Genomic DNA, 25551 nt, shown 5'->3' on the forward strand with positions numbered 1-25551 from the left:
ATGAGCGTCGACGCGATCGTGCACACCGAGTTCCCCAAGGGATACACGGTCCTGTTCGGGGCCGACGCAAAGGTGATCATGACTCCGCAGAGCGAAGAGCACTCAAGCACCATCAGGTCGATGCAGATCGACTCCGCTCTCGCCCTCGGCCGTCACGCGAAGGTCACCTCCGACGTCTTCATCGACCTCCTCCGCGCGCACTGACTATGACGACTGCACTGCCAAGTACGGACGCTACGGCATCCCGATCTACCTGGTCGTCGACCCGTACGCCCAGGAAGTCGTTCTCCACACCCAGCGACCGGCACCGGTTACATCGCGGCACACACGCACAAGTACGGCACGGGCAAGCTTCCCATCCCCCTGGTTGACGGCCGCACCTTCACCCTCGATCTGGACGAACTCCCGCGCCCGGAGCCCGAGGCAGACGCCCGCTGACGAAGGACTCCCGGCGACCCGCGCTGTTTGACGCTGGTCAGCGAATGAACGCCTCGCGGAGCCGTTCCGTCGCGTCTGCCAGCACCTCGGTGCGCTTGCAGAACGCGAAGCGGACGAACGGGGCGCCCTGGTCGCGATGGTCGTAGAAGACCGCGTTGGGGATGGCGACGACGCCCGCGCGTTCGGGCAGGGCACGGCAGAAGGCGGTGCCGTCCGTCTCGCCGAGGGGGCGGATGTCGGTGGTGACGAAGTACGTGCCCGAGGGGCGGAACACCCGGAACCCGGCCTCCTCCAGGCCCGCCGCCAGCAGGTTCCGCTTGGCCAGCAGGTCGTCGCGGAAGTCCGTGAAGTACGACTCGGGCAGCGCCAGCGCCTCGGCGACCGCGTACTGGAACGGGCCCGCCGAGACGTACGTCAGGTACTGCTTCGCCGAGCGGACGGCCGTGACCAGCTCCGGAGCCGCCGTCACCCAGCCGACCTTCCAGCCCGTGAACGAGAACGTCTTGCCCGCGGACGAGATCGTCACCGTGCGCTCGCGCATCCCCGGGAACGCCGCCAGCGGCACGTGCTCGGCGTCGTCGAAGACCAGGTGCTCGTACACCTCGTCCGTCACCACCAGCAGGTCCCGCTCCACCGCCAGCTCGGCGATCGCGGCCAGCTCCGCGCGGGTGAGGACCGTGCCGGTCGGGTTGTGCGGGGTGTTGACCAGCAGCAGCCGGGTGCGGTCGGTGACGGCGGCCCGCAGCTCGTCGAGATCGAGCCGGAAACGGCCCTCCGCCACGTCCGCGCGCAGGGTCACCGGCACCCGGCGCCCGCCCGCCATCGCGACGCACGCCGCGTAGGAGTCGTAGTACGGCTCCAGGGCGACCACCTCGTCGCCGGGCTCCACCAGCGCCAGCAGGGCGGCGGCGATGGCCTCGGTGGCGCCCGCGGTGACCAGGACCTCGGTGTCCGGGTCGAAGGTCAGGCCGTAGCGGCGCTGCTGGTGGGCGGCGATCGCGGTGCGCAGCTCGGGCACGCCGGGGCCCGGCGGGTACTGGTTGCCGCGGCCGTCCCGCAGCGCCCGCACGGCCGCCTCCCTGACCTCCTCGGGGCCGTCGGTGTCGGGGAAGCCCTGCCCGAGGTTGATGGCCCCGGTGCTCAGGGCCAGGGCCGACATCTCGGCGAAGATCGTCGTCCCGAACTCGGCGAGCCGGCGGTTGAGGAGGGGGCGCGCGCTGGAGGTCATGCCGGTCATCCTGCGCCGAAGCTCTGGAGTTCCTCAACTCTGCTTTGGCGCGCGTGGCGGGAGGGCATCTCCCGGTCACGCAAGAGCGAGGCGCCCACGGGGGGCCGCTTCGGGGGAAACGGAAGGAGGGTGGCGCCATGATCGTCGGCATCATCCTGACGGTGATCGGAGTCCTCTTCGTGGGGGCGCTGGTGTCTCTCGCCCGCAGGGGCGGTTCACGCCGTCCGGCGCGGACGGCCGGCCGCGGGACGGCGGCGTATACCGGCTCGCGTCACGACAGCGGCAGCAGCGGCAGCTGGTGGGCCGGGGGAGACTCCGGCTCGTCCGGCGGCGACGGCCACCACGGGGGAAGCTCCTGCGGCGGCGGGTCGTCCTGCGGCGGGGGCGGTGGCGGTGGCTGCGGCGGAGGAGGCAGCTGACTGAGGTCGGCCGCCTGCCCGACGGGGAAGCCGCAACCACCGAGCGCGGGGTCCGCACCTGGGGCGGGCCCCGCGCTCTCGTGTCCGGGCTCCCCGGAAGGTGGAACCGCCGCACACCCGTCGGGCGATATCGGGTGGATCCCGGCACGTTCTCCTGCCTGTAGGACAAGACGGCCCGGACGGCGGTCCCCCGCGGCCGTGGCTGCGGCAACTGTGCGCGTCACCAGGCGACTTCGGGAGCCGGCCGCGCGCCCCGACGGCGGTCCGGTCCGGCTCCGGGCGCGAGCCACGGCGCACCGGCGCACGCCTCCCCGGCAGCGGCGCACGCCGTTGTTGAACAGTTGAGCTGTGGAGCCCTCTGAGGGATGGAAACCCTACGAACTTGGGTAAAAACGCTGTTGCGGCGCCACAGTTCATGATTCCCTCTAATCCACCAACGCAGCCTCTCGGACGTCTTGCGGACACCTTCCTGAAACCGGCCGACCGGGCTGACCCGGGCCGAATCACCCGGTGCGACCGGGGCGCAGCGGACCCACCTCCCTCTCCTTGTGTGCTTGCGGAGCCGATCCATGCTCACGACCCTGAACACCTCCTACACCGACACGCGCGCGGCCGATCTCGCCTGGGCCCTGGGGCGCGAGCCGCTTCCCGCACTGGCCACACTCGACCTCGAACTGACGGGGGCCAAACTGCAGTTGCGCCTCCTCGGCGCGTCGCACCAGGTCCTGCTGGAGGAGAAGGGGGGCATCTGCTCGGAGACGGTGGCGTGCATCCCGGGCAGCAGCACTCCGCTCCCGCTCGGCGTCGCCAAGCGGGTGGGTGACTGGGAGTACGAGTTCGCGGCCCGGGTCGAGGTCCTCTCGCCGGGCTCCTTCGAGGGCCGCGCCCAGGAGTTGCTGGCCCTCGTCTCCGACCATCCGCACGGACTCGCCGGTGTCTTCCCCGGCAGCCCGCACGCCTTCACGGCCCTGCTCGCCCAGCACCATGAAGGGCAGGTGCACTGGCGGACCTGGCACGCGTACCCGCAGGACGGGCAGTTGGTGGCGACCCGGACGAGGGTGGGCGTGCGCCTCCCGGCGACGGTCCCGGTCGGCTGAACCGGCCCCGGTGAGCGGCCGCGGTGCCGAATCCGATCTCGTACCGGCATCGGTCCTCTGTAGACAAGCACCACACGTGTGGGTGACGAACCGCGGTCGAGACGTGACGTAACGTCGCAGCGTGATCGAGCCGCACGCGCCCGCCCCGCCCGGTTCCCCGCCGCACTGGAGCGCCCGGGGCGGCCCTGGTGGCCCGGCGCGGCTGCCCGTCCGGCCGGGCATCGGACGGTTCCTGGTCCTCGCGGGCGTGTTCGTCTGCGCGGCCTGCGGACTCGTGTACGAGCTGGAACTGGTGGCGCTCGCCACCTACTTGATGGGCGACTCGGTCACCCAGGCGTCCGTCGTGCTGTCCGTCATGGTCTTCGCGATGGGCCTGGGCTCCCTCGCCGCGAAACGGCTGCGCCCACGCGCGGCGGCCGGCTTCGGCGCCGTCGAGGCCACTCTCGCCCTGGTCGGCGGGTGCAGCGCGATGGCCCTGTACGCCGTCTTCGCCTGGACCGGCGACTGGGGCGGGGTGTGGGCCAGCGGGCCGCGCTGCCTCCTGGTCGCCTTCTCCCTCGCCACCGGGCTGCTCATCGGGGCCGAGGTCCCGCTGCTGATGGAGCTGATCCAGCGCATCCGCCGCCAGGACGCCGGCGGCGCCGTGGCCGACCTGTTCGCCGCGGACTACGTGGGCGCGCTGGTCGGCGGGCTCGCCTTTCCCTTCCTGCTGCTGCCGTTCTTCGGGCAGTTGACGGGCGCGCTGCTCACCGGCGCGGTCAACGCGGTCGTCGGCGGCGCGCTGGTGCTCGGGCTGTTCCGCCGGGACCTCAGCCGGCGGGCGCGGTGGCTGCTGGTGCTGGGCAACGCGTTCGTGCTGGCGGTCCTCGCCTCGGCCACCGTGCTCGTCGACGACTTCGAACGGGCCGCGCGGCACGCCCTGTACGGCGGGGACGTGCGCGTGGCGCTGCGGAGCGGAGTGCAGGAGGTCGTCCTCAAGGGGGGCACGGGAGGCCGGCCCCTGGACCTGTTCCTGGACGGGCGGCTGCGGGTCAGCGAGCGGGACGAACGGCGCTATCACGAGACCCTGGTCCACCCCGCCATGGCCGGGCCGCACGCACGCGTGCTGATCCTCGGCGGCGGGGACGGGCTGGCGGCCCGCGAGGTGCTGCGCCATCCCGGGGTGGACCGCGTCGACGTCGTGGAAGTCGACGCGGAGGTCGTCCGGCTGGCCCGCACCGACCCGGGCCTGTCCGCGCTGAACCAGCACGCGTTCGGCGACCCGCGCGTGCGCGTGACGACCGGCGACGCCTTCGGCCGGCTGCGCGGCGCGCCCCCGGCGGCGTACGACGTGGTCGTCTCGGATCTGCCCGACCCGGGCATCACGGCGAGCGCGAAGCTGTACTCGCAGGAGTTCTACGGCCTCGCGCGGCGCGTGCTGGCCCCGGGCGGCCGCATCGTGGTGCACGCCGGACCGGTGCGGTCCAGCCCGCGCGTGTACTGGACGGTGGAGTCGACCCTGCGAGCGGCCGGCCTCGCGACCGCCCCCTACCGGGCGGGCGGGTACGCCGGGTTCGCGGTCGGGCCCGACCACACGCCCGCCGACCGCTCCCACGCGCCCCGGGACTGGGGTTTCGTCCTGGCCGCCGGCACGCGGCCGCGGCCGCGGCTCGATCCGGACGGGCCGCGCCCCCTCGTCCTCACCGACGCGTCCCTCGCGGCGGGCGAACGGGCGGCGCGCGTCACGCGGATCTCGGGGCTGCCGGTGTCGACGCTGGTGCATCCGCGGTACTGAGGCGGGCCGGCGGGGCGAGGGCCGGGGCCGGAGAGGGGTGCCGGGGCCGGAGAGTACGCCCGGTGGGGCGGATCGGGGGCGAATTCATCGGGCGCGGGTGCGATGCGGCCCCGGCTGGGTAGAGTCCGTCGACATGGAGCACGAGGTGTTCGTTCCGGTTCCCACCGAGCGGCTCAGGGAGGTGCTGGACGACCCCGCGCGGGTCGCCCGGGCGGTGCCCGGGCTCCAGCAGGACGCCGGCGCCGAGCCCGTCGCGGGGCGGCTGAAGATCCGGGTCGGCAGCCACTCCGTCACCTACCGGGGTGCCGTACGGGTGTCCCGGCGGGGCGCCGACGCGTACGGCCTGGAAGGGTCGGCGGAGGAGTCGCGCGGCAGCGGCTCGGTCACGCTCGCGCTGCGGATCGCGCTGCGGGAGGCGGAGGACGGCTGCACCGTGCTCTTCCACGGGACGGCCACGGCCGACGGCCGGATCAGGGACCTCCCCGGGGACGCGGTGGAGGGCGCCGTCATCCGGCTGCTCAACCGTTTCGCGGAACACCTCGCGGAGACGTCCCCGGAGCCGGCGGCACCGGCTGCCCCGCAGGACGACGAGGGAGCCCGGGCACGGAGGGCCGGTGACGGGGGGAAGGGCGGGGCTGAGGAGGGTGACGCCGCCGGGGGCGAGCAGGCAGCCACGGCCGGTGGAAGCGCCGGGGGCGAGCAGGCGGCCACGGCCGGTGGAAGTGTTGGGGGCGAGCAGGCAGCCACGGCCGGTCGAAGTGCCGGGAGTGACGAGGCGGCCACTGCCGGTGGAAGTGCCGGGGGCGACGAGGCGGCCACGGCCGGTGGAAAGGGCGGAGCCTCCGGCCTCGGGGCCGACGAGACCTCCGGCCCCGGGCCCGATGACACCCCCGCCCCCGGACCCGATGAGACCCCCGGCCCCGGGCCCGACGACACTCCCGGCCCTGGGCCCGACGACACTCCCGCCCCCGGACCCGACGACGAAACCTCCGGCCACGCAGCCGGCGGCGACGCTCCCGGCCCGGGCCCCGGGCGGGTCGGCAGCTCCTCCGGCTCCGAGTCCGACCTCTCCGGCGATGCCTCCGGCTCCGGGTCGCCCGGTGACGCCTCCGGCTCCGGTCCCGGGCGGGTCGGCGGCTCCTCCGGCTCCGAGTCCGACCTCTCCGGCGATGCCTCCGGCTCCGGGTCGCCCGGTGACGCCTCCGGCTCCGGTCCGGCCGGGGACGCTGCCGAGTCCGGTCTGACGGAAGGGGCCCGCCCCGGATTCGGGGCGGGGGGTCCGTCCTCCCCGCTCGGTCCCCTGGACGAGGACGGTGAGGACGACGAGGACGTCGCCGAGGCGGCGCACGCGCGGCGGACCATGATCGGGCGCAGCGCCGAAGAGGTCGACCACGCCCCGCCCCGCGGCCGCTACGCCCCCGTGCCCGCACCCCAGACCGTCGCACCCCCGGCCCCGCTGCGCTGGGCGGCACCCGCCGCCGCCCTCGCCCTGGCCTCGGCGATCGTCGCGGTCCGGGCCCTGCGCCGACGCCGCTGAGCCCGCACGCCGCGGCCGTCGAAGGAGCCGAGGACCGTGGGCCCTCTTGATCACCCCAGTAGGGTCGTCCCGTGAGTGACGAAGACATCACGCTGACCGCGGGTGACGCGGAGGTGACCGTGCAGCCGGGCAACGGCGGCCGGGTCGGAGGGCTGCGGATCGGCGGCGTGGAGCTGCTGCGGCAGGGCGAGCGGTTCGGCTGCTTCCCCATGGTGCCGTGGTGCGGACGGATCAGGGACGGCCGGTTCCTGGACGGCGCCGTCGTACGGCAGATGCCGCTGAACGCCCCGCCCCACGCCATCCACGGCACCGTCCGCGACCACGCCTGGCGCACCGCCCGCACGACCACCGACGAGGCCGTCCTCACCTACGAGCTCGTCGACCCCTGGCCGTACCCGGGCCGTGTCACCCAGGTCGTCGCCCTCGGCGCGGACAGCCTGACGCTGACCATGTCCGTGGAGACGTACGAGTCGTCCTTCCCGGCGCAGATCGGCTGGCACCCCTGGTTCAACCGGAACCTCGGCGGCGAGGACGTCACCCTCGCCTTCGACCCCGCCTGGCAGGAGGAGCGCGGCGACGACCACCTGCCCACCGGCAACCGCCTCGACCCCGGGCCCGGCCCCTGGGACGACTGCTTCGGCATGCCCGGCGGCGTCGACGTGACCCTCACCTGGCCCGGGCAGCTGGAGCTGAGGGTGACCAGCCGCGAGGAGTGGGTGGTCGTCTACGACGAGCAGGCCGAGGCCGTGTGCGTGGAGCCGCAGACCGGCCCGCCCAACGGCCTCAACACCATGCCGCGCCTGGTCACGCCCCTGGAGCCGCTGGAGGCCACCACCACCTGGAGCTGGCGCCGCCTCTAAGCTGGGCGCCATGACGGACACGCGCGGCGCGCTGCTGCAGCAGATCAAGGACAAGGCCGTGGTGCACGGCAAGGTGACCCTGTCGTCGGGCCTGGAGGCCGACTACTACGTCGACCTGAGGCGCATCACCCTCGACGGGGAGGCCGCCCCGCTGGTCGGGCAGGTGCTCCTCGACCTGACCGCGAAGCTGGAGTTCGACGCCGTCGGCGGCCTCACCATGGGCGCCGACCCGGTCGCCGCCGCGATGCTGCACGCGGCCGCCGCCCGCGGCAGGCGCCTGGACGCCTTCGTCGTGCGCAAGGCCGCCAAGGCGCACGGGCTGCAGCGGCGCGTCGAGGGCCCGGACATCGCGGGCCGCCGTGTGCTGGTCGTCGAGGACACCTCCACCACCGGCGGCTCCCCGCTCACCGCCGTCGAGGCCGTGCGCGAGGCCGGGGCCGAGGTCGTCGCCGTCGCGACCATCGTCGACCGGGCGACCGGTGCCGCCGAGAAGATCCAGGAGGGCGCCGGGGTGCCGTACCTGTTCGCCTTCTCCAAGGACGAGCTGGGTCTCGACTGACCAGGGCGTGGACAGCGATCTGGACCTTCCGGCCGAGTCTGGAAAGATGGGGCCGACGATGACGTCGCACCCCAAGGTCTAGGTCAGGGCCGTAGACAGCAGTACGTCAACCCGCAGATACAAGGAGCGGACGCATGCCCATCGCAACTCCCGAGGTCTACAACGAGATGCTGGACCGGGCGAAGGCAGGAAAGTTCGCCTACCCGGCCATCAACGTGACCTCCACCCAGACCCTGCACGCGGCCCTGCGCGGTTTCGCTGAGGCGGAGAGCGACGGCATCGTCCAGATCTCCACGGGTGGCGCCGAGTTCCTGGGCGGCCAGTACAGCAAGGACATGGTGACCGGCGCGGTCGCCCTGGCCGAGTTCGCGCACATCGTCGCCGAGAAGTACCCGGTGAACATCGCGCTGCACACGGACCACTGCCCCAAGGACAAGCTCGACGGGTACGTACGTCCGCTGCTGGCGCTGTCGAAGAAGCGCGTGGACGCCGGTCTGAGCCCGCTGTTCCAGTCGCACATGTGGGACGGCTCCGCCGAGACCCTCGCCGACAACCTCTCCATCGCGCAGGAACTGCTGGAGCAGGCCCGCGCCGCGAAGATCATCCTCGAGGTGGAGATCACCCCGACCGGTGGCGAGGAGGACGGTGTCTCCCACGAGATCAACGACTCCCTCTACACCACGGTCGACGACGCGATCCGCACCGCCGAGGCCCTCGGTCTGGGCGAGAAGGGCCGCTACCTGCTCGCCGCGTCCTTCGGCAACGTGCACGGCGTGTACAAGCCGGGCAACGTGGTGCTCCGCCCCGAGCTGCTGAAGGAGCTGAACGAGGGCGTCGCCGCCAAGTTCGGCAAGGGCTCCCCGTTCGACTTCGTCTTCCACGGCGGCTCCGGCTCCACGGAGGAGGAGATCCGCACGGCGCTGGAGAACGGCGTCGTGAAGATGAACATCGACACGGACACGCAGTACGCCTTCACGCGCCCGGTCGCGGACCACATGTTCCGCAACTACGACGGTGTCCTGAAGGTCGACGGCGAGGTCGGCAACAAGAAGACCTACGACCCGCGCACCTGGGGCAAGCTCGCCGAGGCCTCCATGGCCGCGCGCGTCGTCGAGGCCTGCGGCCACCTGCGCTCGACCGGCACGAAGATCAAGTAAGTCCCGGTTCCCCTGCGCGTCGAGCCCGGCACCTGCCCAGGTGCCGGGCTCTTCCGTATGCTCCCCGCATGTCCGATGTCCGGCTGGCCTCACCGCGGGGCAGGTGGATCCTGCTCACCACCGTCCTCGGCTCCTCCATGGCGCTGCTGGACTCGACCGTCGTCAACGTCGCCCTGCCGCGCATCGGCCGCGACCTCGACGCGGACCTGGCCGTCCTGCAGTGGACGGTCAACGCGTACATGGTCACGCTGGCCGGGCTGATCCTGCTGGGCGGGGCGCTGGGGGACCGGTTCGGGCGGCGGAAGGTGTTCGTCGTCGGGGTGGTGTGGTTCGCGGTGGCGTCCCTGCTGTGCGGGCTGGCGCCGAACGCGCAGGTGCTGATCGCCGCGCGGGCCCTGCAGGGGGTGGGCGGTGCGCTGCTGACGCCCGGGTCGCTGGCGCTGATCCAGGCGTCCTTCCACCCCGACGACCGGGGGCGGGCCGTGGGCCTGTGGTCCGGCTTCGGCGGGATCGGGGCGGCGGTCGGGCCGTTCGTCGGCGGCTGGCTGGTGGACGGGCCGGGGTGGCGGTGGGTGTTCCTGCTGAACGTGCCGCTGGCGGCGTTGTGCGTGCCGGTCGCGCTGCGGCACGTGCCCGAGTCCGGGGACGGCAGGGCGCACGGGCGGTTCGACGTGCTCGGGGCGGTCCTCGGGGCGCTGGCGCTCGCGCTGGTGACGTACGCGCTGATCGAGGCCGGCCAGGGCGGTGCCGCAGCGGTGGTCTCGGCGGTGGCCGGGGTGGCGGCGGCCGTCGCGTTCGTGGTCGTCGAGCGGCGGCGGGCCGAGCCGATGATGCCGCCGGACATCTTCGCCTCCCGGCAGTTCACGGCCGTCAACCTCGTCACGCTGTGCGTGTACGCGGCCCTCGGCGGGTTCTTCTTCCTCGCCGCGCTGCAGTTGCAGGTGGTCGTGGGCTACTCGGCCCTCGCGGCCGGTACGGCGCTGCTGCCCACGACCGTGCTGATGCTGCTGCTGTCGGCGCGCTCCGGGGAACTGGCCGACCGGGTCGGGCCGCGGCTGCCGCTGACGGTGGGACCGCTGCTGTGCGCGGCGGGGATGCTGCTGATGCTGCGGGTCGGGCCCGGCGCGTCCTACCCGGGCGATGTGCTGCCGGCGCTTGTGGTGCTGGGGCTGGGCATGGTGACCCTGGTGGCGCCACTGACGGCGACCGTGCTCGGGTCCGTCGAGGTGGCCCGGGCCGGGCTGGCCAGCGGGATCAACAACGCGGCGGCCCGGGCGGCGGGGCTGGTGGCCGTGGCGGCGCTGCCGTTGCTGGTGGGGATGGGGGAGGAGGCGTACCGGGAGCCCGCGGCCTTCGACGCGGCGTTCGGCCGGGCCATGGTGTGGTGCGCGGGGGCGCTGGTCGTGGGGGCGGTGGTGGCGGCCGCGGTGGTGCGCAGGCCGCCGCCGGGCTGCAAGCGGCCGGAGTGCCTGCGGCACGGGGGTGTGACGGCACCGCCGCTGGAGGGGGAGCCGCTCCGCAAGCGGCTGCCCTGAGACGTCCTGCGGTGGACGGCTCCCCCTGCGGTGCCGGGTTACGCCGTCCTGCGGTGGACCGCTCCCCCTGCGGTGCCGGGTTACGCCGGTCCTTAGGCAGGCGGCGCCCTCCCCCCCCCCGCGGCGCAGGGTGGCGCCGTCCTGCGGAGGGCGGCGGCTCCCGGTGGCGCAGGTCGCGCCGTCCTGAGGCGGGCGGCGGCTCGGTGGTGCCGGGTCGTGTTGTCCCGAGGCGGGCAGTGCTCGCCTGTGCAGGGTCGCCCCGTGCTGTGGCGGGCGGCCCCATGCGGCGCCGGGTCGCGCGTCCCGAGGTGGACGACCCTCCGCGGCGCCGGGTCGCGCCCGTCCTGAGGTGGACGACCCTCTGCGGTGCCGGGATGCGCCGTCCTGCTGCGGACGGCTCCCCCTGGTGGCGCAGGGTGGCGCCGTCCGGAGCCGGGCGGTATCCGGCTCCCCCGGGGGGCGCAGGGTGGCGCCGTCCTGAGGTGGGCGGTGCCCCCGCGGTGCCGGGTCGCGTACCCGCCCGGCCCTCTGCACCCCGGGGGTCGCGATGGCGCAGACTTGGGGCATGTCCATTCACGAGAACCTTCTCGGGGGCCCGCCCCCGACCCACCTCCCCGACGACCCCGGGCCCCGGGAGATGCTCGCCTCGGGCGCGGCGCCCGCCGAGGTCGCCGCCGCGCATCCCACCTCCTCGCTCGCCTGGGCGCAGCTCGCCGACGAGGCGTTCGAGCGCGGCGCGGCCGTGGAGTCGTACGCGTACGCCCGTACGGGCTACCACCGCGGTCTGGACGCGCTGCGCCGCAACGGCTGGAAGGGCCACGGCCCGGTGCCGTGGGAGCACGAACCGAACCGCGGCTTCCTGCGCGCCCTGCACGCCCTCGCCCGCGCCGCGCAGGCGATCGGCGAGCAGGAGGAGTACGAGCGCTGCTCCCAGTTCCTGAAGGACTCCTCGCCCACGGCGGCGCAGGTCCTCGGCTGACGGCCGTCCGCGCACGTGAGGCCCGTCCCGTCCGGAGGGCGGGCCTTGCGGTCGGGGCGGTGAGCCCGCAGGATGCGGATGGGGACCGGGGCCCCCGTGCCGGCATCGGCAGGGGCGGACCGCTACCCGGAGTTATCTGCAGGAGACAGCGATGTCCCACGAGGCTCACGAGCCCGAGACCCCGCATCTCGACTTCCACGGCACGACGCCGTACGAGGACTACGTCAAGGCGGACGTGCTCACGCACCTCCAGCACACCCTCTCCGACGACCCCGGAGAGATGGTCTTCCTGGTGACGACCCAGGTGATGGAGCTGTGGTTCACCGTCATCGTCCACGAGTGGGAGACGGCGGCCCGCGCGCTGCGGGGCGACGACGTCCCCACCGCCATCGCCGCGCTGAAGAGGTCCGTACGGGAGCTGGAGGCGCTCAACGCCTCCTGGAAGCCGCTCGGCCAGCTCACGCCGGCCCAGTTCAACTCGTACCGCGGCGCCCTCGGCGAGGGCTCCGGCTTCCAGTCGGCGATGTACCGTCGGATGGAGTTCCTGCTCGGCGACAAGTCCGCGTCGATGCTCGTCCCGCACCGCGGCTCCCCGCGCGTGCACGCCGAGCTGGAGAAGGCGCTGCACGAGCCGAGCCTGTACGACGAGGTCGTGCGGCTGCTCGCGCGGCGCGGGTACGACATCCCCGAGTCGGTGCTGCGGCGCGACGTCGCCCGGCGCTACGAGCCCTCGCCGGAGGTGGAGGCCGCCTGGACGGCCGTCTACTCGGGTGACGAGCAGCACGAGATCGCCCGCCTCGGCGAGGCGCTGAGCGATGTCGCCGAGCTGGTGTGGCGCTGGCGCAACGACCACCTCGTCGCCACCCGCCGCGCGATGGGAGCCAAGACCGGCACGGGCGGCTCCGCCGGGGTGGCCTGGCTGGAGAAGCGCGCCCGGAAGAACGTGTTCCCCGAGCTGTGGACGGCGCGGTCGTATGTCTGAGCTGAGCGTGCGCGCGGAGAAGCTGGACGCCGCCGACGAACTGGCCGCCAAGCGGGCGGAGTTCGTCACCGACGACATCGTCTACCTCGACGGCAACTCCCTCGGCGCGCTGCCGGCCGTCGTCCCCGGGCGGGTCGAGGACGTCGTCCGCCGTCAGTGGGGCGAACTGCGCATCCGGTCCTGGGAGGAGAGCGGCTGGTGGACCGCGCCCGAGCGGATCGGCGACCGGATCGCCCCGCTGGTCGGGGCCGCGTCCGGGCAGGTCGTGGTCGGGGACTCCACCAGCGTCAACGTCTTCAAGGCACTGGTGGGCGCGGTGCGCATGGCCGGGGAGGGGCGCGACGAGATCCTCGTCGACGCCACGACCTTCCCGACCGACGGGTACATCGCCGAGTCCGCCGCCCGGATGACCGGCCGCACGCTGCGGCCCGTGGCCCCGGCGGACGTGCCGGGCGCGCTGGGCCCCCGCACCGCAGCCGTCCTGCTCAACCACGTGGACTACCGCACCGGCCGGCTGCACGACCTGCCGGGCCTGACGGACGCGGTGCACGCGGCGGGGGCGTACGCCGTCTGGGACCTGTGCCACAGCGCGGGCGCGCTGCCGGTGGGGCTGGACGAGCACGGGGTGGACCTGGCGGTCGGCTGCACCTACAAGTACCTGAACGGCGGACCGGGTTCGCCCGCGTACCTGTACGTTCGGCGGGAACTGCAGGACCGCTTCGACTCGCCGCTGCCCGGGTGGAACTCCCACGCCGAGCCGTTCGGGATGCGCCCCGGCTACGAACCGGCCCCCGGTGCCCTGCGCGGCCGGGTCGGCACACCCGACATCCTCTCCATGCTCGCCCTGGAGGCGGCGCTCGAGGTGTGGGACGGGGTGTCGGTGGCGGCCGTGCGGGCCAAGTCCCTCGCGCTGACGGACTTCTTCCTGGAGTGCGTCGCGCAGTACGTGCCCGAGGGGCGGGTCGAGTGCCTGACGCCGGTGGCGCACGCGGAGCGCGGCAGCCAGGTCGCGCTGCGCTGCGACGACGCCGGCGAGGTGATGAAGCGGCTCATCGAGCAGGGCGTCGTCGGGGACTTCCGGGCGCCGGACGTGCTCCGCTTCGGATTCACGCCGCTGTACGTGGGCTTCGCCGACGTGGAGCGGGCCGCGCGGGTGCTGGCCGCGACGCTGGTCTGAGCGGCGGCGGGCCGGGACGCCCCCGGGCGGTCCCGGCCCGCCACCACCGCCGCGACGAGGGAACCTGCGGGTCTCACCCAGCGTGACATCCCCGTGTCCCCGCATGTCACGGGCCTGGTACCGTCCCGGCCAACGGCTGCACCCCCAACTGGTCCGCCGCGCACGCCACATCGCTGAGAGGTTGGAGCATGACGGACGACGTCGCAGCAGCACGGGCCGCTGCCGAGGAGAAGTCCGTCTTCTCCCACGCGCCCGTCGACCCCGACGCCACCGCGGCCTACGGCGACCACCCCGACCAGGTGATCGACTTCTACGCGCCCCGCGCACAGGGCGGCCCGGGCGGTCCCGCCCCGGTGGTGGCCGTGCTGCACGGCGGTGCCTGGCGGGCACCGTACGACCGGCGCCACGTCAGTCCCTTCGCCGGTTTCCTGGCCCGGCGCGGATTCGCCGTGGCCAACGTCGAGTACCGGCGCGGTGACGACGGCGCCTCCCTCGCGGGGCGCTGGCCGCACACGTTCGACGACGTCGCGGCCGCGCTGGACGCCCTCCCGGCGCTCGTGGGGGAGTTGCTGCCCCAGGCGGACCCCCGCCGCACGGTCCTCACCGGTCACTCGGCGGGCGGGCACCTCGCGCTGTGGGGTGCGGCCCGGCACGTCCTGCCGGCCGGCTCGCCCTGGCGCGGCGGTGGCTCGGCGACCCTGCGCGGCGTGGTCGCCCTGGCCCCGATCGCGGACTTCGCAATCGCCGACAAGCTGGACGTGTGCGGCGGTGCGGTACGCCAACTGCTGGGCGGCGACGAGCACTTCGCAGAGCGGCAGCCGCACGCGGACCCGGCGCTGCTGCTGCCGACCGGCATCGCCACCACGCTCGTCCAGGGGCGCGCGGACCGCGAGGTGCCGCAGATCGTCGCCGAGTCGTACGCGGACGCGGCGGCGAAGGCCGGCGAGATGGTCGGGGTGACGCTGCTGGAGGACGTCGGGCACTTCGCGCTCATCGACCCGACGGCGGACGCGTGCGCGGTGGTGGCGGAGGAGATCGCCCAACTGGCCTGGTGAGCGGGTCTGCCGCGGCCCGTGGTGGCCGGGCCCCGGTCATACCCCTAGTACCTGAGAGCTACGCGGGAGATGAGCTCCGCGGTGGGACGCGGACGACGAGTACCGCTCCGTAACTTCCCTTCCACGCAGACCCGATCTCCGGGTGCGGTGGAGGGGGAGAACCGTGGGGTTCGCAGCGAGGGACCACGGCGACGCCGGGGTGGCTCGGCCACGGGCCGGGCGCGAGGGCGGAGTGCCGTGGTCGCGTACCGGGCTTGACGGTGGTGGGTCAGGGGCGCGCGCCGGGCTTGACGGTGGTGGGTCAAGGGCGCGCGCCGGGCTTGACGGTGGTGGGTCAGGGGCGCGCGCCGGGCTTGGAACCGTGCTGCCACGGTCGGGTGTCAGGCCTGACGGTGGGGTGGGCCTGTCCGATGCCGTCGGTGACGCCGGGGTGGGGCACTCAGCTGCCGGGCGTGAGCCCGGCGTGGGCTGCCCGTCGGGAGCCGGGCGTGGTGACGGGGTGCGCTGGTCGCCGGTCAGGCGGTGGTGGCGGGCCGCGCTCGCCGGTCTCGTCATGGGCGCCGTGGTGCTCCCGCTGTCCGCCGCCGTGCGACCGGAGGTCCCCGCCCCCGCCCCCGCCGCCCTGGCCCCGCTCGACGCGTCGACACTCGACGAGGCGTACGCGGCCAACCGGGGCAACGCCGCCGAGGCGGCCCGCACGGCCGCCGCCCACCACGACCGGGACCGGGCCGCCGCGGACCGCCGACTGGCCTCAGCCGACCGGCAGTTGCTCGCTTTCGACGGCCGCGGCTCCGGCCGCGTGACGGAGGTCCTGGGCGACCTCGCCCGGGCCGACCACGTCGCCGTCCTGGTCCCCGGCTCCGACACGAGCATCGACACCTACGGCCGGTTCCACACGGCGGCCACCGCCCTGCACGGACAGCTCGCGCGGCACGCCCCGGCGGGCACGCGCACCGCGGTCGTGGCCTGGCTGGGCTACGAGACGCCGGGCACGGTCAGCACGACGGTCACCACGACCGGCAGAGCGGACCAGGCCGCCCCCCACCTGCGGGAGCTCGTGGCCGGACTGCGGGCCGTCACCGGCCGCGGAACGCGCCTGTCGCTGCTGTGCCACTCCTACGGCTCGGTCGTCTGCGCACGGGCCGCCGCCGGGCTCGCCGTCGACGACATCGCGCTCGTCGGCAGCCCCGGAACCGGCGCCGGCTCCGCCGCCGCCCTGCACACCCGGGCCCGCGTCTGGGCGGCCCGCGGCGGCGGCGACTGGGTGGAGAACGTCCCGCACCTCAGCGCGGACCTGTTCGGCACCACCGTCGGCTTCGGCACCGACCCCGTCTCCCCGGCCTTCGGCGCCCGCGTCTTCGCGGCCGGCGACGGCGGCCACAGCGACTACTTCAGACCCGGCTCGACCTCCCTGACCAACCTGGCCCGGATCGTCCTGGGCGAGACCAAGGCGGTGACCCATGACTGACCTCGGCGTACGAGGCATCCGCGACGGACTGCGGCGCGGCGCGCAACAGGCCGGCGCGGCCACCCCGCCCGGCCGCGACCGGGCGGTGGACGCCCTGCGGGCCGCCGCCGTCCTCGGGGTCGTCCTCGGGCACTGGCTGGTCACGGCCCTGGTCGCCGACAGCGGCACCCTGCGCACGGCCAGCCCCCTGCAGCACATGCCCTGGCTCGCGCCCATCTCCTGGCTGTTCCAGACACTCGCCGTGTTCTTCCTGGTCGGAGGCCATGTCGCCACCCGGAGCCACGCCTCGGCCCGCGCCCGGGGCGTCCCGTACCACAGCTGGCTGACGGGCCGTCTGACCCGGCTGGGCCGACCGGTCCTGGCCGTTCTCGGCCTGTGGACGGTCGCCGCGTCGGCGCTGCTGCTGTCGGGCGCGGAGTCCGGGACGGTCCGCACGCTGGTGAAACTGGCCCTGTCGCCGCTGTGGTTCCTCGTGGTGTTCGCCGTCCTGACGGCGGCGACCCCGCTGCTGGCCCGGCTCAACCCGCTGTGGCCGCTGGCCGTCGTCCTCCACGTGGACCTGCTGCGCTTCGGCCTCGGCGGCCCCGCCTGGCCGGGCTGGGTGAACGTGGTCGCCGGCTGGCTCGTGCCGTACACCCTGGGCGCCGCCTGGACCCGGGGCGAACTGGAGCGCCCGCGCGCGGGCTGGATCCTGCTCGGGGCGGGGGCGGCGGCGACCGTGGGCCTCGTCGCGTGGGCGGGCTACCCGGCGTCGATGGTGGGCGTCCCGGGCGAGGGCGTGTCCAACCTGGACCCGCCGACGCTGGCCGCCGTCACCTTCGGCCTGGCCCAGTGCGGGCTCGCCCTGCTGCTGCGTGAGCCGCTCCGGCGGGCGATGCGCCGGCCCGTGACCTGGGCGGCGGTGGCGCTCGTCAACGCCTCGGCGATGACCGTCTTCCTCTGGCACCAGACGGCCCTGATGGCCACGACCGCCACCGGCCTCCTCGCGGGCCGGCTCCCGGGGCTGCACACCCCGCCCGACGGTCTCGGCTGGGTCGGCGCCCGGCTGCTGTGGCTGCCCGTGTTCACCGTGGCCCTGGCCGTCTGCTGGGGCGCCTTCCGTTCCTTCGAGCGGGGCCGAGGCCGCCGGTCGCGGGTGGTGCGCGCGCACCACCCGTCCGACCGGGGGACGGCGGCGAAGGCGCGTCATGTCTAGGCTGGGCCGGGTGAGGGACACGGGGGTGGGCCGCGCGCTGCGAGCGCGCGTCACGAGATGGCTGCGCGTGCTGCGCGAGGACCTGTGGACCCTCCGGGTGGATCCGCTGCCGCCCTCGACCTGGCTGCGCTGGCTGCCGCACGGCGTGGTGTGCCTGGCGGCCTTCGGCGTGACGGTCGGCGGCACCGGCGACATGACCGACAACGGCCACCTGAGCACCGGCCTGGCCCTGCTGATCGCCGGCGGGCAGGGCGGCGCGATGGTCCTGGGGCTGTGGCGGCCGGTGCCCGCGTGGTGGCTGTCCCTGAGCGCCTTCCTCGTGGGCGCCGTGGCGGCGCGCGGCCGGCTCGGCTTCGACCCGGACACCTACACCTGGCCCTGGACCGCGGCCGGCATCATCGCCGAGATGTTCGTGCTGCTGCTGCTCGCCCTGCGGGTGCCCACCCGCGCGGCGACGGCGGCCCTGACCGTGACCGCGCTGTTCACCTACGTCCTGGAGGGCCTGCCGGGCGCCGGGCGCTACGACACCACCGGCGTGCTCGCCCTCTGCCTGTTCACCGTGGTCGTGATAGTCGGTACCGCGCTGCGCGGCCGCCGCGAGGCCCGGGCCCAGCTCGTCGAGCAGACCACGCTCACCGCCGAGGAGCGCACCCGCCGCACCCTGCTGGAGGAGCGCAGCCGCATCGCCCGGGAGCTGCACGACGTGGTGGCCCACCACATGTCGGTCATCTCCATCCAGGCACAGGTCGCCCCCCACCTCGTGCAGAACCCGCCCGACGAGCTCAAGGAGAACCTCGCCGGCATCCGGCAGAACGCGCTGGAGGCGCTGACCGAGCTGCGCCGCGTCCTGGGCGTGCTGCGCTCGGAGCACCCCGGGCCGGGCGAGTCCGCCGACCCGGGCGACACGACCGGCGCGCACACCCCGCAGCCCACGCTCGACCGGCTCGACGCGCTGGTGGAGAACACCCGGGCCGCCGGCCGCGAGGTCCTCACCGAGATCAACGGCGAGCGGCGTCCCCTGCCGCCCGGGGTGGAGCTGTCGGCGTACCGGATCGTGCAGGAGGCACTGAGCAACGCCCTGCGGCACGCGCCCGGCGCGCGCATCACCGTCCGGCTCACCTACGAGCCGGACGGCCTGGAAGTGGAGATCGTCAACGGCCGCCCGACCGCGCCCCCGCCGCCGTCGACCGGGGCGGGGCACGGGCTGCTCGGGATGCGGGAGCGTGTGGCGATGCTCGGCGGCACCATGACGGCCCACCCGTGGCACTGGGACGGCTTCAAGGTCACCGCCTTCCTCCCGGACACCCCGCCCGCCGACGCCCCGGGCACCGACCGCACCACCGGCCGCATCACGGACCGCACCACCGGCCGCATCACGGACCGCACCAGTGGCCGCACCACCGGCCGCATCACCGACCGCGAGGGAAGGACCCCATGACGAGCGGCACCGGCGACCCCATCCGGGTCCTCATCGTCGACGACCAGGGCATGGTCCGGCAGGGCTTCACCGTGCTGCTCGGCACCCAGCCCGACATAGAGGTCGTCGGCGAGGCCCGGGACGGCGAGGAGGCCGTCGCCAAGGCCGCCGAGACCGCCCCGGACGTCGTCCTGATGGACATCCGCATGCCCGGCGTCGGCGGCATCGAGGCCACCGAGCGCATCACCGCCGCGCACCCGCACATCCGCGTGCTGGTGCTGACCACCTTCGACCTCGACGAGTACGTGTACGACGCGCTGCGCGCCGGGGCCTCGGGGTTCCTGCTGAAGGACGCCTCCTCGGAGCAGCTGGCCGAGGCGGTCCGGGTGGTGGCGGCCGGGGACGCCCTGCTCGCCCCGGGCATCACGCGCAAGCTCATCGCCGAGTTCTCCCGGCTGGACGGCAGGCCCCGCGCCCCGCTGAAGGAGCGCGTCGGCGACCTCACCGAGCGGGAGACGGAGGTGCTCGCCCTGATCGCGCAGGGTCTGTCCAACGCGGAGATCGCCCGGCACCTGTTCGTGGCGGAGCAGACGGTGAAGACACACGTGGGCCGGATCCTGGTGAAGCTGGGCCTGCGGGACCGGACGCAGGCGGCGGTGTTCGCGTACGAGTCGGGACTGGTGCGGCCGTCGGGATACTGACGTGCCGCCACCCCGTGGTACCTCCCCGTAGTACCTGAGAGGGACGCCCGGGAACCCCTCTCACTGGGGACGACCGCGACCCGGTGCGGCGCCTACCGTTCTGTACGTGACCGAGACGACTCACCTGCAGACCACACCGCCGGGGGGCGGGGCCAAGCCGCGCAGCCCGGAGTTCCGGCTGGCCGCGGACGCCCTGCGCGGACTGCGGCAGGACCTGATACACGACGCGTTCGCCTACCGCCTGCTGCCGCGCATGCGCGTCGACGGCCCCGTGACCAGGCGGCTGCCCGGGCGCCTGCGGGAGTACGCGGCCTGGACACCGCACGCGGTGATCTGCACTACGGCGCTGCTCACCCTGGCCATCGCCACGGTCGACCGGGGAGTGGCCCTGGCGCTCGGGCTGCTCGCCGCGGTCCCCGTCCTGCTGACCATGGTCCGGCCGATCGGGGCGTTCTGGCTCTCCCTGGCGGCCACCCCGCTCGCCCTTCCGTTCGGCGACCCGTGGGGCGACTGGCCGTGGCTGCCCGGCAGCTTCGCCTGCCACCTGACGGTGCTGACCATCGTGGCGATCCGCACCAGGCCGCGCACGGCCGCGTGGATGTGGGTGCTGACCGCGCTCTACGGCATCCTCGCCGAGACGCTCTTCGGCTCGGCGGGCCGCTACGGCACCAACACCGGCCCCATGCTGGTCGTCTCCGCGTTCGTCCTGCTCGCGGTCACCGTCTGGCACGTCCGGCGCGACGCCGTGCAGGAGGTCACCGCCCAGCAGACGGTCACCGCGCACGAGCGGTCCCGGCGGACGCTGCTGGAGGAGCGCACGACGATCGCCCGCGAGCTGCACGACGTGGTCGCGCACCACATGTCGGTGGTCGCCATCCAGGCGGAGGCCGCGCCCTACCGGGTGGAGAACCCGCCGCCGGAGCTGGAGAAGGCGTTCGCCACGATCCGGGAGAACGCGGTTGCGGCGCTGACCGAGCTGCGCCGCGTCCTGGGCGTCGTCCGCGCCGAGGACTACGAGGCCCCGGACGCACCGCAGCCCACCCTCGCCGACCTGGAGGGCCTGCTGGCCAATGTGCGCGATGCCGGGCTGAGCGTGGAGAAGGTCGTGACCGGGGCGGTGCGGGAGCTGCCGCAGGGCGTGGAGCTGTCGGCGTACCGGATCGTGCAGGAGGCGCTGAGCAACACCCTGCGGCACGCCCCGGGCGCGACCGCCCGGGTGGAGATCGGGTACGTGCTCGGCGGCCTGGGCCTGCGCATAGTCAACGGCCCGCCGCCGAACCCGGGCCTGATCAAACGCTCCCCCGGCGCCGGCCACGGCATCACCGGCATGCGGGAGCGCGTGGCGATGCTGAACGGCGGGATGACGGCGGGCGGCACGGACGACGGAGGCTACGAGGTGACGGTGTTCCTGCCGGTCGCCCTGCCGGACGAGGGTGCCGCATGACCATCCGCGTACTGATCGCGGACGACCAGATGATGGTGCGCGAGGGCTTCTCGGTCCTGCTGAACGCGATGCCGGACATCGAGGTCGTCGGCGAGGCGGTGAACGGCCGGGAGGCTGTCGCCAAGGTCCGCGAGCTCGCCCCGGACGTCGTGCTCATGGACATCCGCATGCCCGAGCTGAACGGCATCGAGGCGACCCGCGAGATCGTCGCCGCCGACGGCGCGGCGAAGGTGCTGGTGCTCACGACGTTCGACCTGGACGAGTACGTGTACCAGGCGCTGCGCGCGGGCGCCTCCGGCTTCCTCCTCAAAGACGCCTCGGCCCGCCAGCTCGCGGACGGGGTGCGGGTGGTGGCGTCCGGGGAGGCGTTGCTGGCGCCCTCGGTGACCAGGCGCCTGATCACCGAGTTCTCCAAGCTCTCCGAGAAGCCGCGCCTGCTGCCCTCCGCGCAGGCGGCCTACGGCGATCTCACCGAGCGGGAGACGGAGGTGCTCGTCCTGATCGCGCAGGGGCTGTCGAACTCGGAGATCGCGGAGCGGCTGGTGGTGGCCGAGTCGACGATCAAGACGCACGTCAGCCGGATCCTGGTGAAGCTGGGCCTCAGGGACCGCACGCAGGCGGCGGTGTTCGCCTACGAGGCCCGTCTGGTGACACCGGGCTGACGGGACGGCGCCGCCCCTGGTCACCGGGGGGTGTGCCGGGCTAGCGTCCGTCCATGGCAGCTGTTTCCGACCTCGGGTTCGACCCGTGGGACCCGGCGTTCCTCGCCGACCCGTACGCCGTCTACGCCGAGCTGCGTGCCCGGGGCCGTGTGCACCGGTTCGAGCCCACGGACCAGTGGCTGGTCCCGCACCACGCGGACGTCTCGGCGCTGCTGCGCGACCGGCGCCTGGGCCGGACGTACCAGCACCGCTTCACGCACGAGGAGTTCGGCCGCACCCCGCCCCCGCCGGAGCACGAGCCGTTCCACACGCTCAACGACCACGGGATGCTCGACCTGGAGCCGCCGGACCACACACGGATCCGCCGCCTGGTGTCGAAGGCGTTCACCCCGCGCACGGTGGAGCGGCTGAAGCCGTACGTGCGGGGACTGGCCGACGAGCTCGCCGCCGCCCTGGTCGAGAAGGGCGGCGGGGACCTGCTGAAGGACGTCGCCGAGCCCCTCCCGGTCGCGGTGATCGCCGAGATGCTCGGCATCCCCGAGTCCGACCGGGCTCCGCTGCGCCCCTGGTCGGCGGACATCTGCGGGATGTACGAGCTGGCTCCGTCCCAGGAGACGGCGGCGCGGGCGGTCCGGGCGTCGGCCGAGTTCTCCGACTACCTGCGCGGGCTGATCGCGGCCCGTCGCAAGGAGCCGGGCGAGGACCTCGTCTCGGGACTGATCGCGGCCCACGACGAGGGCGACCGGCTCACCGAGCAGGAGATGATCTCCACCTGCGTCCTCCTCCTCAACGCCGGTCACGAGGCGACGGTGAACGCCACGGTCAACGGCTGGTACGCCCTCTTCCGCAACCCGGCGCAGCTGGAGCTGCTGCGCGCCGACCACTCGCTCGTCCCCTCCGCGATCGAGGAGCTGATGCGCTACGACACGCCGCTGCAGTTGTTCGAACGCTGGGTGCTGGACGAGATCGAGATCGCCGGCACGACGATCCCGCGCGGCGCGGAGATCGCCATGCTCTTCGGCTCGGCCAACCACGACCCGGAGGTCTTCGCCGACCCGGGCCGCCTCGACCTGACCCGCGCCGACAACCCGCACATCTCCTTCAGCGCCGGCATCCACTACTGCATCGGCGCGCCCCTGGCCCGGATCGAGCTGGCCGCGTCGATGGAGGCGCTGCTGGAGAAGGCCCCGACCCTGCGGCTCGCCGCCGAGCCGGAGAGAAAACCGAACTTCGTGATCAGGGGCCTGGAAGGACTCAGCGTGGAGGTGGGCTGAGCGGGGCGACGTGCTGAGCGGGCCGACGCGCTGAGCGGCGGTCGGCCGGCCCGCCCCTCACGTCGACAGATCCCTTCTGCGCAGCCCGGTCAGTCCCGCGGCCACCAGGGCCACCGCCAGCGCCGTCAGCACCACCAGGGGACCCCACCGCAGCTCCCCGCCCGGCAGCTTCGGCAGGTGACCGAACGGCGAGACGTCCAGCACCGCCTGCGGCACGTCCAGCGCGGGACCCACCCAGCCGATCAGCAGCACCGCTCCGGCGATGCCCCAGGCCGCCATCGCCGCCCGGGGCAGCACGCCGTGCAGCAGGACCGCCACCCCGCCGATCACCCACACCGCCGGGAGCTGCGCCAGGCACGCCACCAGGATCGCCCCGACCTGCTTCCCGTAGCCGACGGCGAAGCCCAGGCCGGCCAGGAGCATGATCAGGGCGGCTCCGCCGAAGGCGATGACCAGGTGCCCGGCGGCCCAGCGCAGGCGGCTCACGGCGTTCGCCAGCACCGGCTCCGCCCGGGCCGAGGTCTCCTCGCCGTGCAGGCGGAGGACGGCGGCGACGATGTACAGGGCCGCGACCAGCCCGAGCATGCCGACCATCGAGGCGAGGAACGCGTCCGTCAGCCCGGAGTGGCCGCCCATTCGCTCGAAGACGCGGCGGGCGCCGGCGTTGTCGCCGACCAGGTCGGCCGCGCCCTCGGTCATGCCGCCGTAGACGACGCCGGCGAGGAGGAAACCGATGCCCCAGCCGAGCACGGCGCCCCGCTGCAGCCGCCAGGCCAGCGCGCCAGCGCTGCCCAGCCGCCCCGTGGCCGGGCCGGGCCGGGTCGGCAGGAAGCTCATGCCGAGGTCGCGACGGCCGGCCAGGACGTACGCCACCGTCCCCTGGAGCAGCACGGCCGCGGCCGGCAGGGCCAGCACCCACCAGCGTTCGCCGGCGTAGGGGCGCAGGTTCTCCAGCCAGCCCAGCGGCGACAGCCAGGTGAGCACCGAGGAGCCGTCGTCGGTCGCCGAGTCGCCCGCCGCGCGCAGCACGAACGCGGCGCCCAGCACCGCGGCCGTCAGGCCCCGGGCCAGCCGCGCGCTCTCGGTCAGCTGCGCGACGATCGCCGCCGTCGTGGCGAAGACCATGCCGACGCCCGCGATGCCGGCGCCCAGAGCCAGCGCGCCGGCCACGCCCTGTCCGGCCAGACCGGCCGTCAGCAGCAGCGCCAGGGTCCCGTTCGCGACCGCCGCCGCCAGCAGCGCGGCGGTCAGGGCGGCCCGGCGGCCCACCATCCCGGACGCCACCAGCTCCTGCCGGCCGCTCTCCTCCTCGTCCCGGGTGTGCCGTACGACGACGAGCAGGCTCAGGACGGCGGCGAGGGCGCCGGCGTAGACGCCGGTCCGCCAGGCCGTCAGGGCGCCCAGGGAGTCGCCGAAGACCGGGCCGACCATCGCGCGCAGCGAGGAGTTGGTCTCCATCTGGCGGATCAGGCCGGCGCGTTCGGCCGGGGTGCCGTAGAGGCCCTCCAGGGTGCCCGGCATGGAGAGGACCATGACCGCGTTCACCGCGATCCACACGGGGATCAGCAGCCGGTCGCGGCGCAGCGCGAACCGCAGCAGCGTGCCCGTCCCGGCCAGGGGGCCGGTGCCGCCGGACCGTACCGCCAGGGCCGTCATCGGGCGGCCGCCTCGTCCTGGTAGTGGCGCAGGAACAGCTCCTCCAGGGTGGGCGGCGTCGACGTCAGCGACCGCACTCCCGACGCGGTCAGCGACCGCAGGACGCCGTCCAGCCGGTCGGTGTCCACCTGGAGCCGGACGTGGCGCCCCCGCACGTCGAGGTCGTGCACGCCGGGCAGGCCGGCCAGCCCGTCCGGCGGGCCGGCGAGCTCGGCGGCGACGCTGGTGCGGGTCAGATGGCGCAGGTCGGCCAGGGACCCGCTCTCGACCGTACGGCCCTTGCGGACGATGCTCACCCGGTCGCACAGCTCCTCCACCTCGCTGAGGATGTGGGAGGAGAGCAGGACGGTGCGGCCCCGCTCGCGCTCCTCGGTGACGCACCGCCGGAACACCTCCTCCATCAGCGGGTCGAGGCCCGAGGTCGGCTCGTCCAGGATCAGCAGATCCACGTCCGAGGCGAACGCGGCGACCAGGGCGACCTTCTGCCGGTTGCCCTTGGAGTAGGTGCGGCCCTTCTTGGTGGGGTCGAGCTCGAACCGCTCGGTCAGCTCCGCCCGGCGGCGGGGATCCAGGCCCCCGCGCAGCCGGCCGTAGAGGTCGATGACCTCGCCGCCGGAGAGGTTGCGCCACAGCGTCACGTCACCGGGGACGTAGGCGATGCGGCGGTGCACCTCCACCGCGTCCGCCCACGGGTCGCGGCCCAGCACCCGTGCCGCACCGGAGTCGGCGCGCAGCAGGCCGAGCAGGACGCGGATGGTGGTGGACTTCCCGGCGCCGTTGGGGCCGAGGAAGCCGTGGACCTCGCCGGAGGCGACCTCCAGGTCGAGCCCGTCGAGCGCGTGCGTCCGTCCGAAGGACTTGTGCAGTCCGGAGACGGTGATGGCCTTCGTCATGCTTCAGAAACTACGGTCCCTTCAGAAACTTGTGAAGTTAAAGA

General features: G+C 74.2%; 22 protein-coding genes. 19 read left to right on the forward strand and 3 right to left on the reverse strand.

What is annotated here, in order from left to right:
• On the forward strand, window positions 1-204 hold the full coding sequence (locus ABTZ58_RS13005; protein ID WP_351354529.1) for a hypothetical protein: 204 nt from the start codon (window positions 1-3) through the stop codon (window positions 202-204).
• A gap of 271 nt (window positions 205-475) precedes the next feature.
• Here the strand turns inward: ABTZ58_RS13005 and ABTZ58_RS13010 are convergent, their stop codons facing one another.
• Window positions 476-1675, reverse strand: coding sequence for a pyridoxal phosphate-dependent aminotransferase (locus ABTZ58_RS13010; protein WP_351354532.1), 1200 nt, complete (start codon window positions 1673-1675; stop codon window positions 476-478).
• A gap of 979 nt (window positions 1676-2654) precedes the next feature.
• Here ABTZ58_RS13010 and ABTZ58_RS13015 point away from each other — a divergent pair.
• From ABTZ58_RS13015 to ABTZ58_RS13100, 18 genes are all read left to right on the forward strand, one after another.
• Window positions 2655-3182, forward strand: coding sequence for a DUF2617 family protein (locus ABTZ58_RS13015; RefSeq protein WP_351354535.1), 528 nt, complete (start codon window positions 2655-2657; stop codon window positions 3180-3182).
• Window positions 3183-3303: 121 nt separating this feature from the next.
• Window positions 3304-4956, forward strand: a complete 1653-nt coding sequence (locus tag ABTZ58_RS13020) for a polyamine aminopropyltransferase (RefSeq protein ID WP_351354538.1) — start codon at window positions 3304-3306, stop codon at window positions 4954-4956.
• A 133-nt stretch (window positions 4957-5089) separates the two neighbouring features.
• Complete coding sequence (locus ABTZ58_RS13025) at window positions 5090-6493, forward strand: SRPBCC domain-containing protein (RefSeq protein ID WP_351354541.1); 1404 nt, start codon at window positions 5090-5092, stop codon at window positions 6491-6493.
• Between the two features lie 71 nt (window positions 6494-6564).
• Window positions 6565-7353, forward strand: a complete 789-nt coding sequence (locus ABTZ58_RS13030) for an aldose epimerase family protein (RefSeq protein WP_351354544.1) — start codon at window positions 6565-6567, stop codon at window positions 7351-7353.
• 10 nt (window positions 7354-7363) lie between these two features.
• Complete coding sequence (gene pyrE, locus ABTZ58_RS13035) at window positions 7364-7912, forward strand: orotate phosphoribosyltransferase (protein WP_351354547.1); 549 nt, start codon at window positions 7364-7366, stop codon at window positions 7910-7912.
• A gap of 134 nt (window positions 7913-8046) precedes the next feature.
• The gene (gene fbaA / locus ABTZ58_RS13040) at window positions 8047-9069 is read left to right on the forward strand and encodes a class II fructose-bisphosphate aldolase (protein ID WP_309096337.1); all 1023 of its coding nucleotides are present in this window, start codon (window positions 8047-8049) and stop codon (window positions 9067-9069) included.
• Between the two features lie 68 nt (window positions 9070-9137).
• Window positions 9138-10604: an MFS transporter gene (locus ABTZ58_RS13045; protein WP_351354550.1), complete on the forward strand. Its 1467-nt coding sequence runs from the start codon at window positions 9138-9140 to the stop codon at window positions 10602-10604.
• 565 nt (window positions 10605-11169) lie between these two features.
• Window positions 11170-11583, forward strand: a complete 414-nt coding sequence (locus tag ABTZ58_RS13050; RefSeq protein WP_309097382.1) for a DUF3151 domain-containing protein — start codon at window positions 11170-11172, stop codon at window positions 11581-11583.
• A 151-nt stretch (window positions 11584-11734) separates the two neighbouring features.
• The gene (locus ABTZ58_RS13055) at window positions 11735-12565 is read left to right on the forward strand and encodes a tryptophan 2,3-dioxygenase family protein (RefSeq protein ID WP_309097383.1); all 831 of its coding nucleotides are present in this window, start codon (window positions 11735-11737) and stop codon (window positions 12563-12565) included.
• Window positions 12558-13742: a kynureninase gene (kynU, locus tag ABTZ58_RS13060; RefSeq protein WP_351354555.1), complete on the forward strand. Its 1185-nt coding sequence runs from the start codon at window positions 12558-12560 to the stop codon at window positions 13740-13742. Before ABTZ58_RS13055 ends, kynU begins: the two co-directional genes overlap by 8 nt.
• Window positions 13743-13930: 188 nt before the next feature.
• The gene (locus ABTZ58_RS13065; protein WP_351354558.1) at window positions 13931-14797 is read left to right on the forward strand and encodes an alpha/beta hydrolase; all 867 of its coding nucleotides are present in this window, start codon (window positions 13931-13933) and stop codon (window positions 14795-14797) included.
• 553 nt (window positions 14798-15350) lie between these two features.
• Complete coding sequence (locus ABTZ58_RS13070; protein ID WP_351355020.1) at window positions 15351-16265, forward strand: alpha/beta hydrolase; 915 nt, start codon at window positions 15351-15353, stop codon at window positions 16263-16265.
• Window positions 16258-17460, forward strand: a complete 1203-nt coding sequence (locus ABTZ58_RS13075; RefSeq protein WP_351354561.1) for an acyltransferase family protein — start codon at window positions 16258-16260, stop codon at window positions 17458-17460. Before ABTZ58_RS13070 ends, ABTZ58_RS13075 begins: the two co-directional genes overlap by 8 nt.
• Window positions 17453-18898, forward strand: coding sequence for a sensor histidine kinase (locus ABTZ58_RS13080; RefSeq protein WP_351354564.1), 1446 nt, complete (start codon window positions 17453-17455; stop codon window positions 18896-18898). The genes ABTZ58_RS13075 and ABTZ58_RS13080 overlap by 8 nt, the downstream gene beginning before the upstream one ends.
• Window positions 18895-19578, forward strand: coding sequence for a response regulator (locus ABTZ58_RS13085; RefSeq protein WP_309097388.1), 684 nt, complete (start codon window positions 18895-18897; stop codon window positions 19576-19578). The genes ABTZ58_RS13080 and ABTZ58_RS13085 overlap by 4 nt, the downstream gene beginning before the upstream one ends.
• 106 nt (window positions 19579-19684) lie before the next feature.
• Window positions 19685-21022: a sensor histidine kinase gene (locus ABTZ58_RS13090; protein ID WP_351354568.1), complete on the forward strand. Its 1338-nt coding sequence runs from the start codon at window positions 19685-19687 to the stop codon at window positions 21020-21022.
• On the forward strand, window positions 21019-21684 hold the full coding sequence (locus ABTZ58_RS13095; RefSeq protein ID WP_351354571.1) for a response regulator: 666 nt from the start codon (window positions 21019-21021) through the stop codon (window positions 21682-21684). Before ABTZ58_RS13090 ends, ABTZ58_RS13095 begins: the two co-directional genes overlap by 4 nt.
• Window positions 21685-21737: 53 nt before the next feature.
• Window positions 21738-22958 carry a cytochrome P450 gene (locus tag ABTZ58_RS13100; RefSeq protein ID WP_351354574.1) on the forward strand — a complete coding sequence of 407 codons (1221 nt, stop codon included), beginning with the start codon at window positions 21738-21740 and terminating at the stop codon, window positions 22956-22958.
• A gap of 57 nt (window positions 22959-23015) precedes the next feature.
• Here the strand turns inward: ABTZ58_RS13100 and ABTZ58_RS13105 are convergent, their stop codons facing one another.
• A complete protein-coding gene (locus ABTZ58_RS13105) occupies window positions 23016-24614 on the reverse strand; it encodes an ABC transporter permease (protein WP_351354577.1) in 1599 nt (532 codons plus the stop codon).
• On the reverse strand, window positions 24611-25507 hold the full coding sequence (locus ABTZ58_RS13110; RefSeq protein WP_351354580.1) for an ABC transporter ATP-binding protein: 897 nt from the start codon (window positions 25505-25507) through the stop codon (window positions 24611-24613). The genes ABTZ58_RS13105 and ABTZ58_RS13110 overlap by 4 nt, the downstream gene beginning before the upstream one ends.
• Window positions 25508-25551: the final 44 nt, after the last annotated feature.

This window comes from Streptomyces sp. NPDC094143 (assembly GCF_040303825.1).
Classification (GTDB): Bacteria; Actinomycetota; Actinomycetes; order Streptomycetales; family Streptomycetaceae; genus Streptomyces.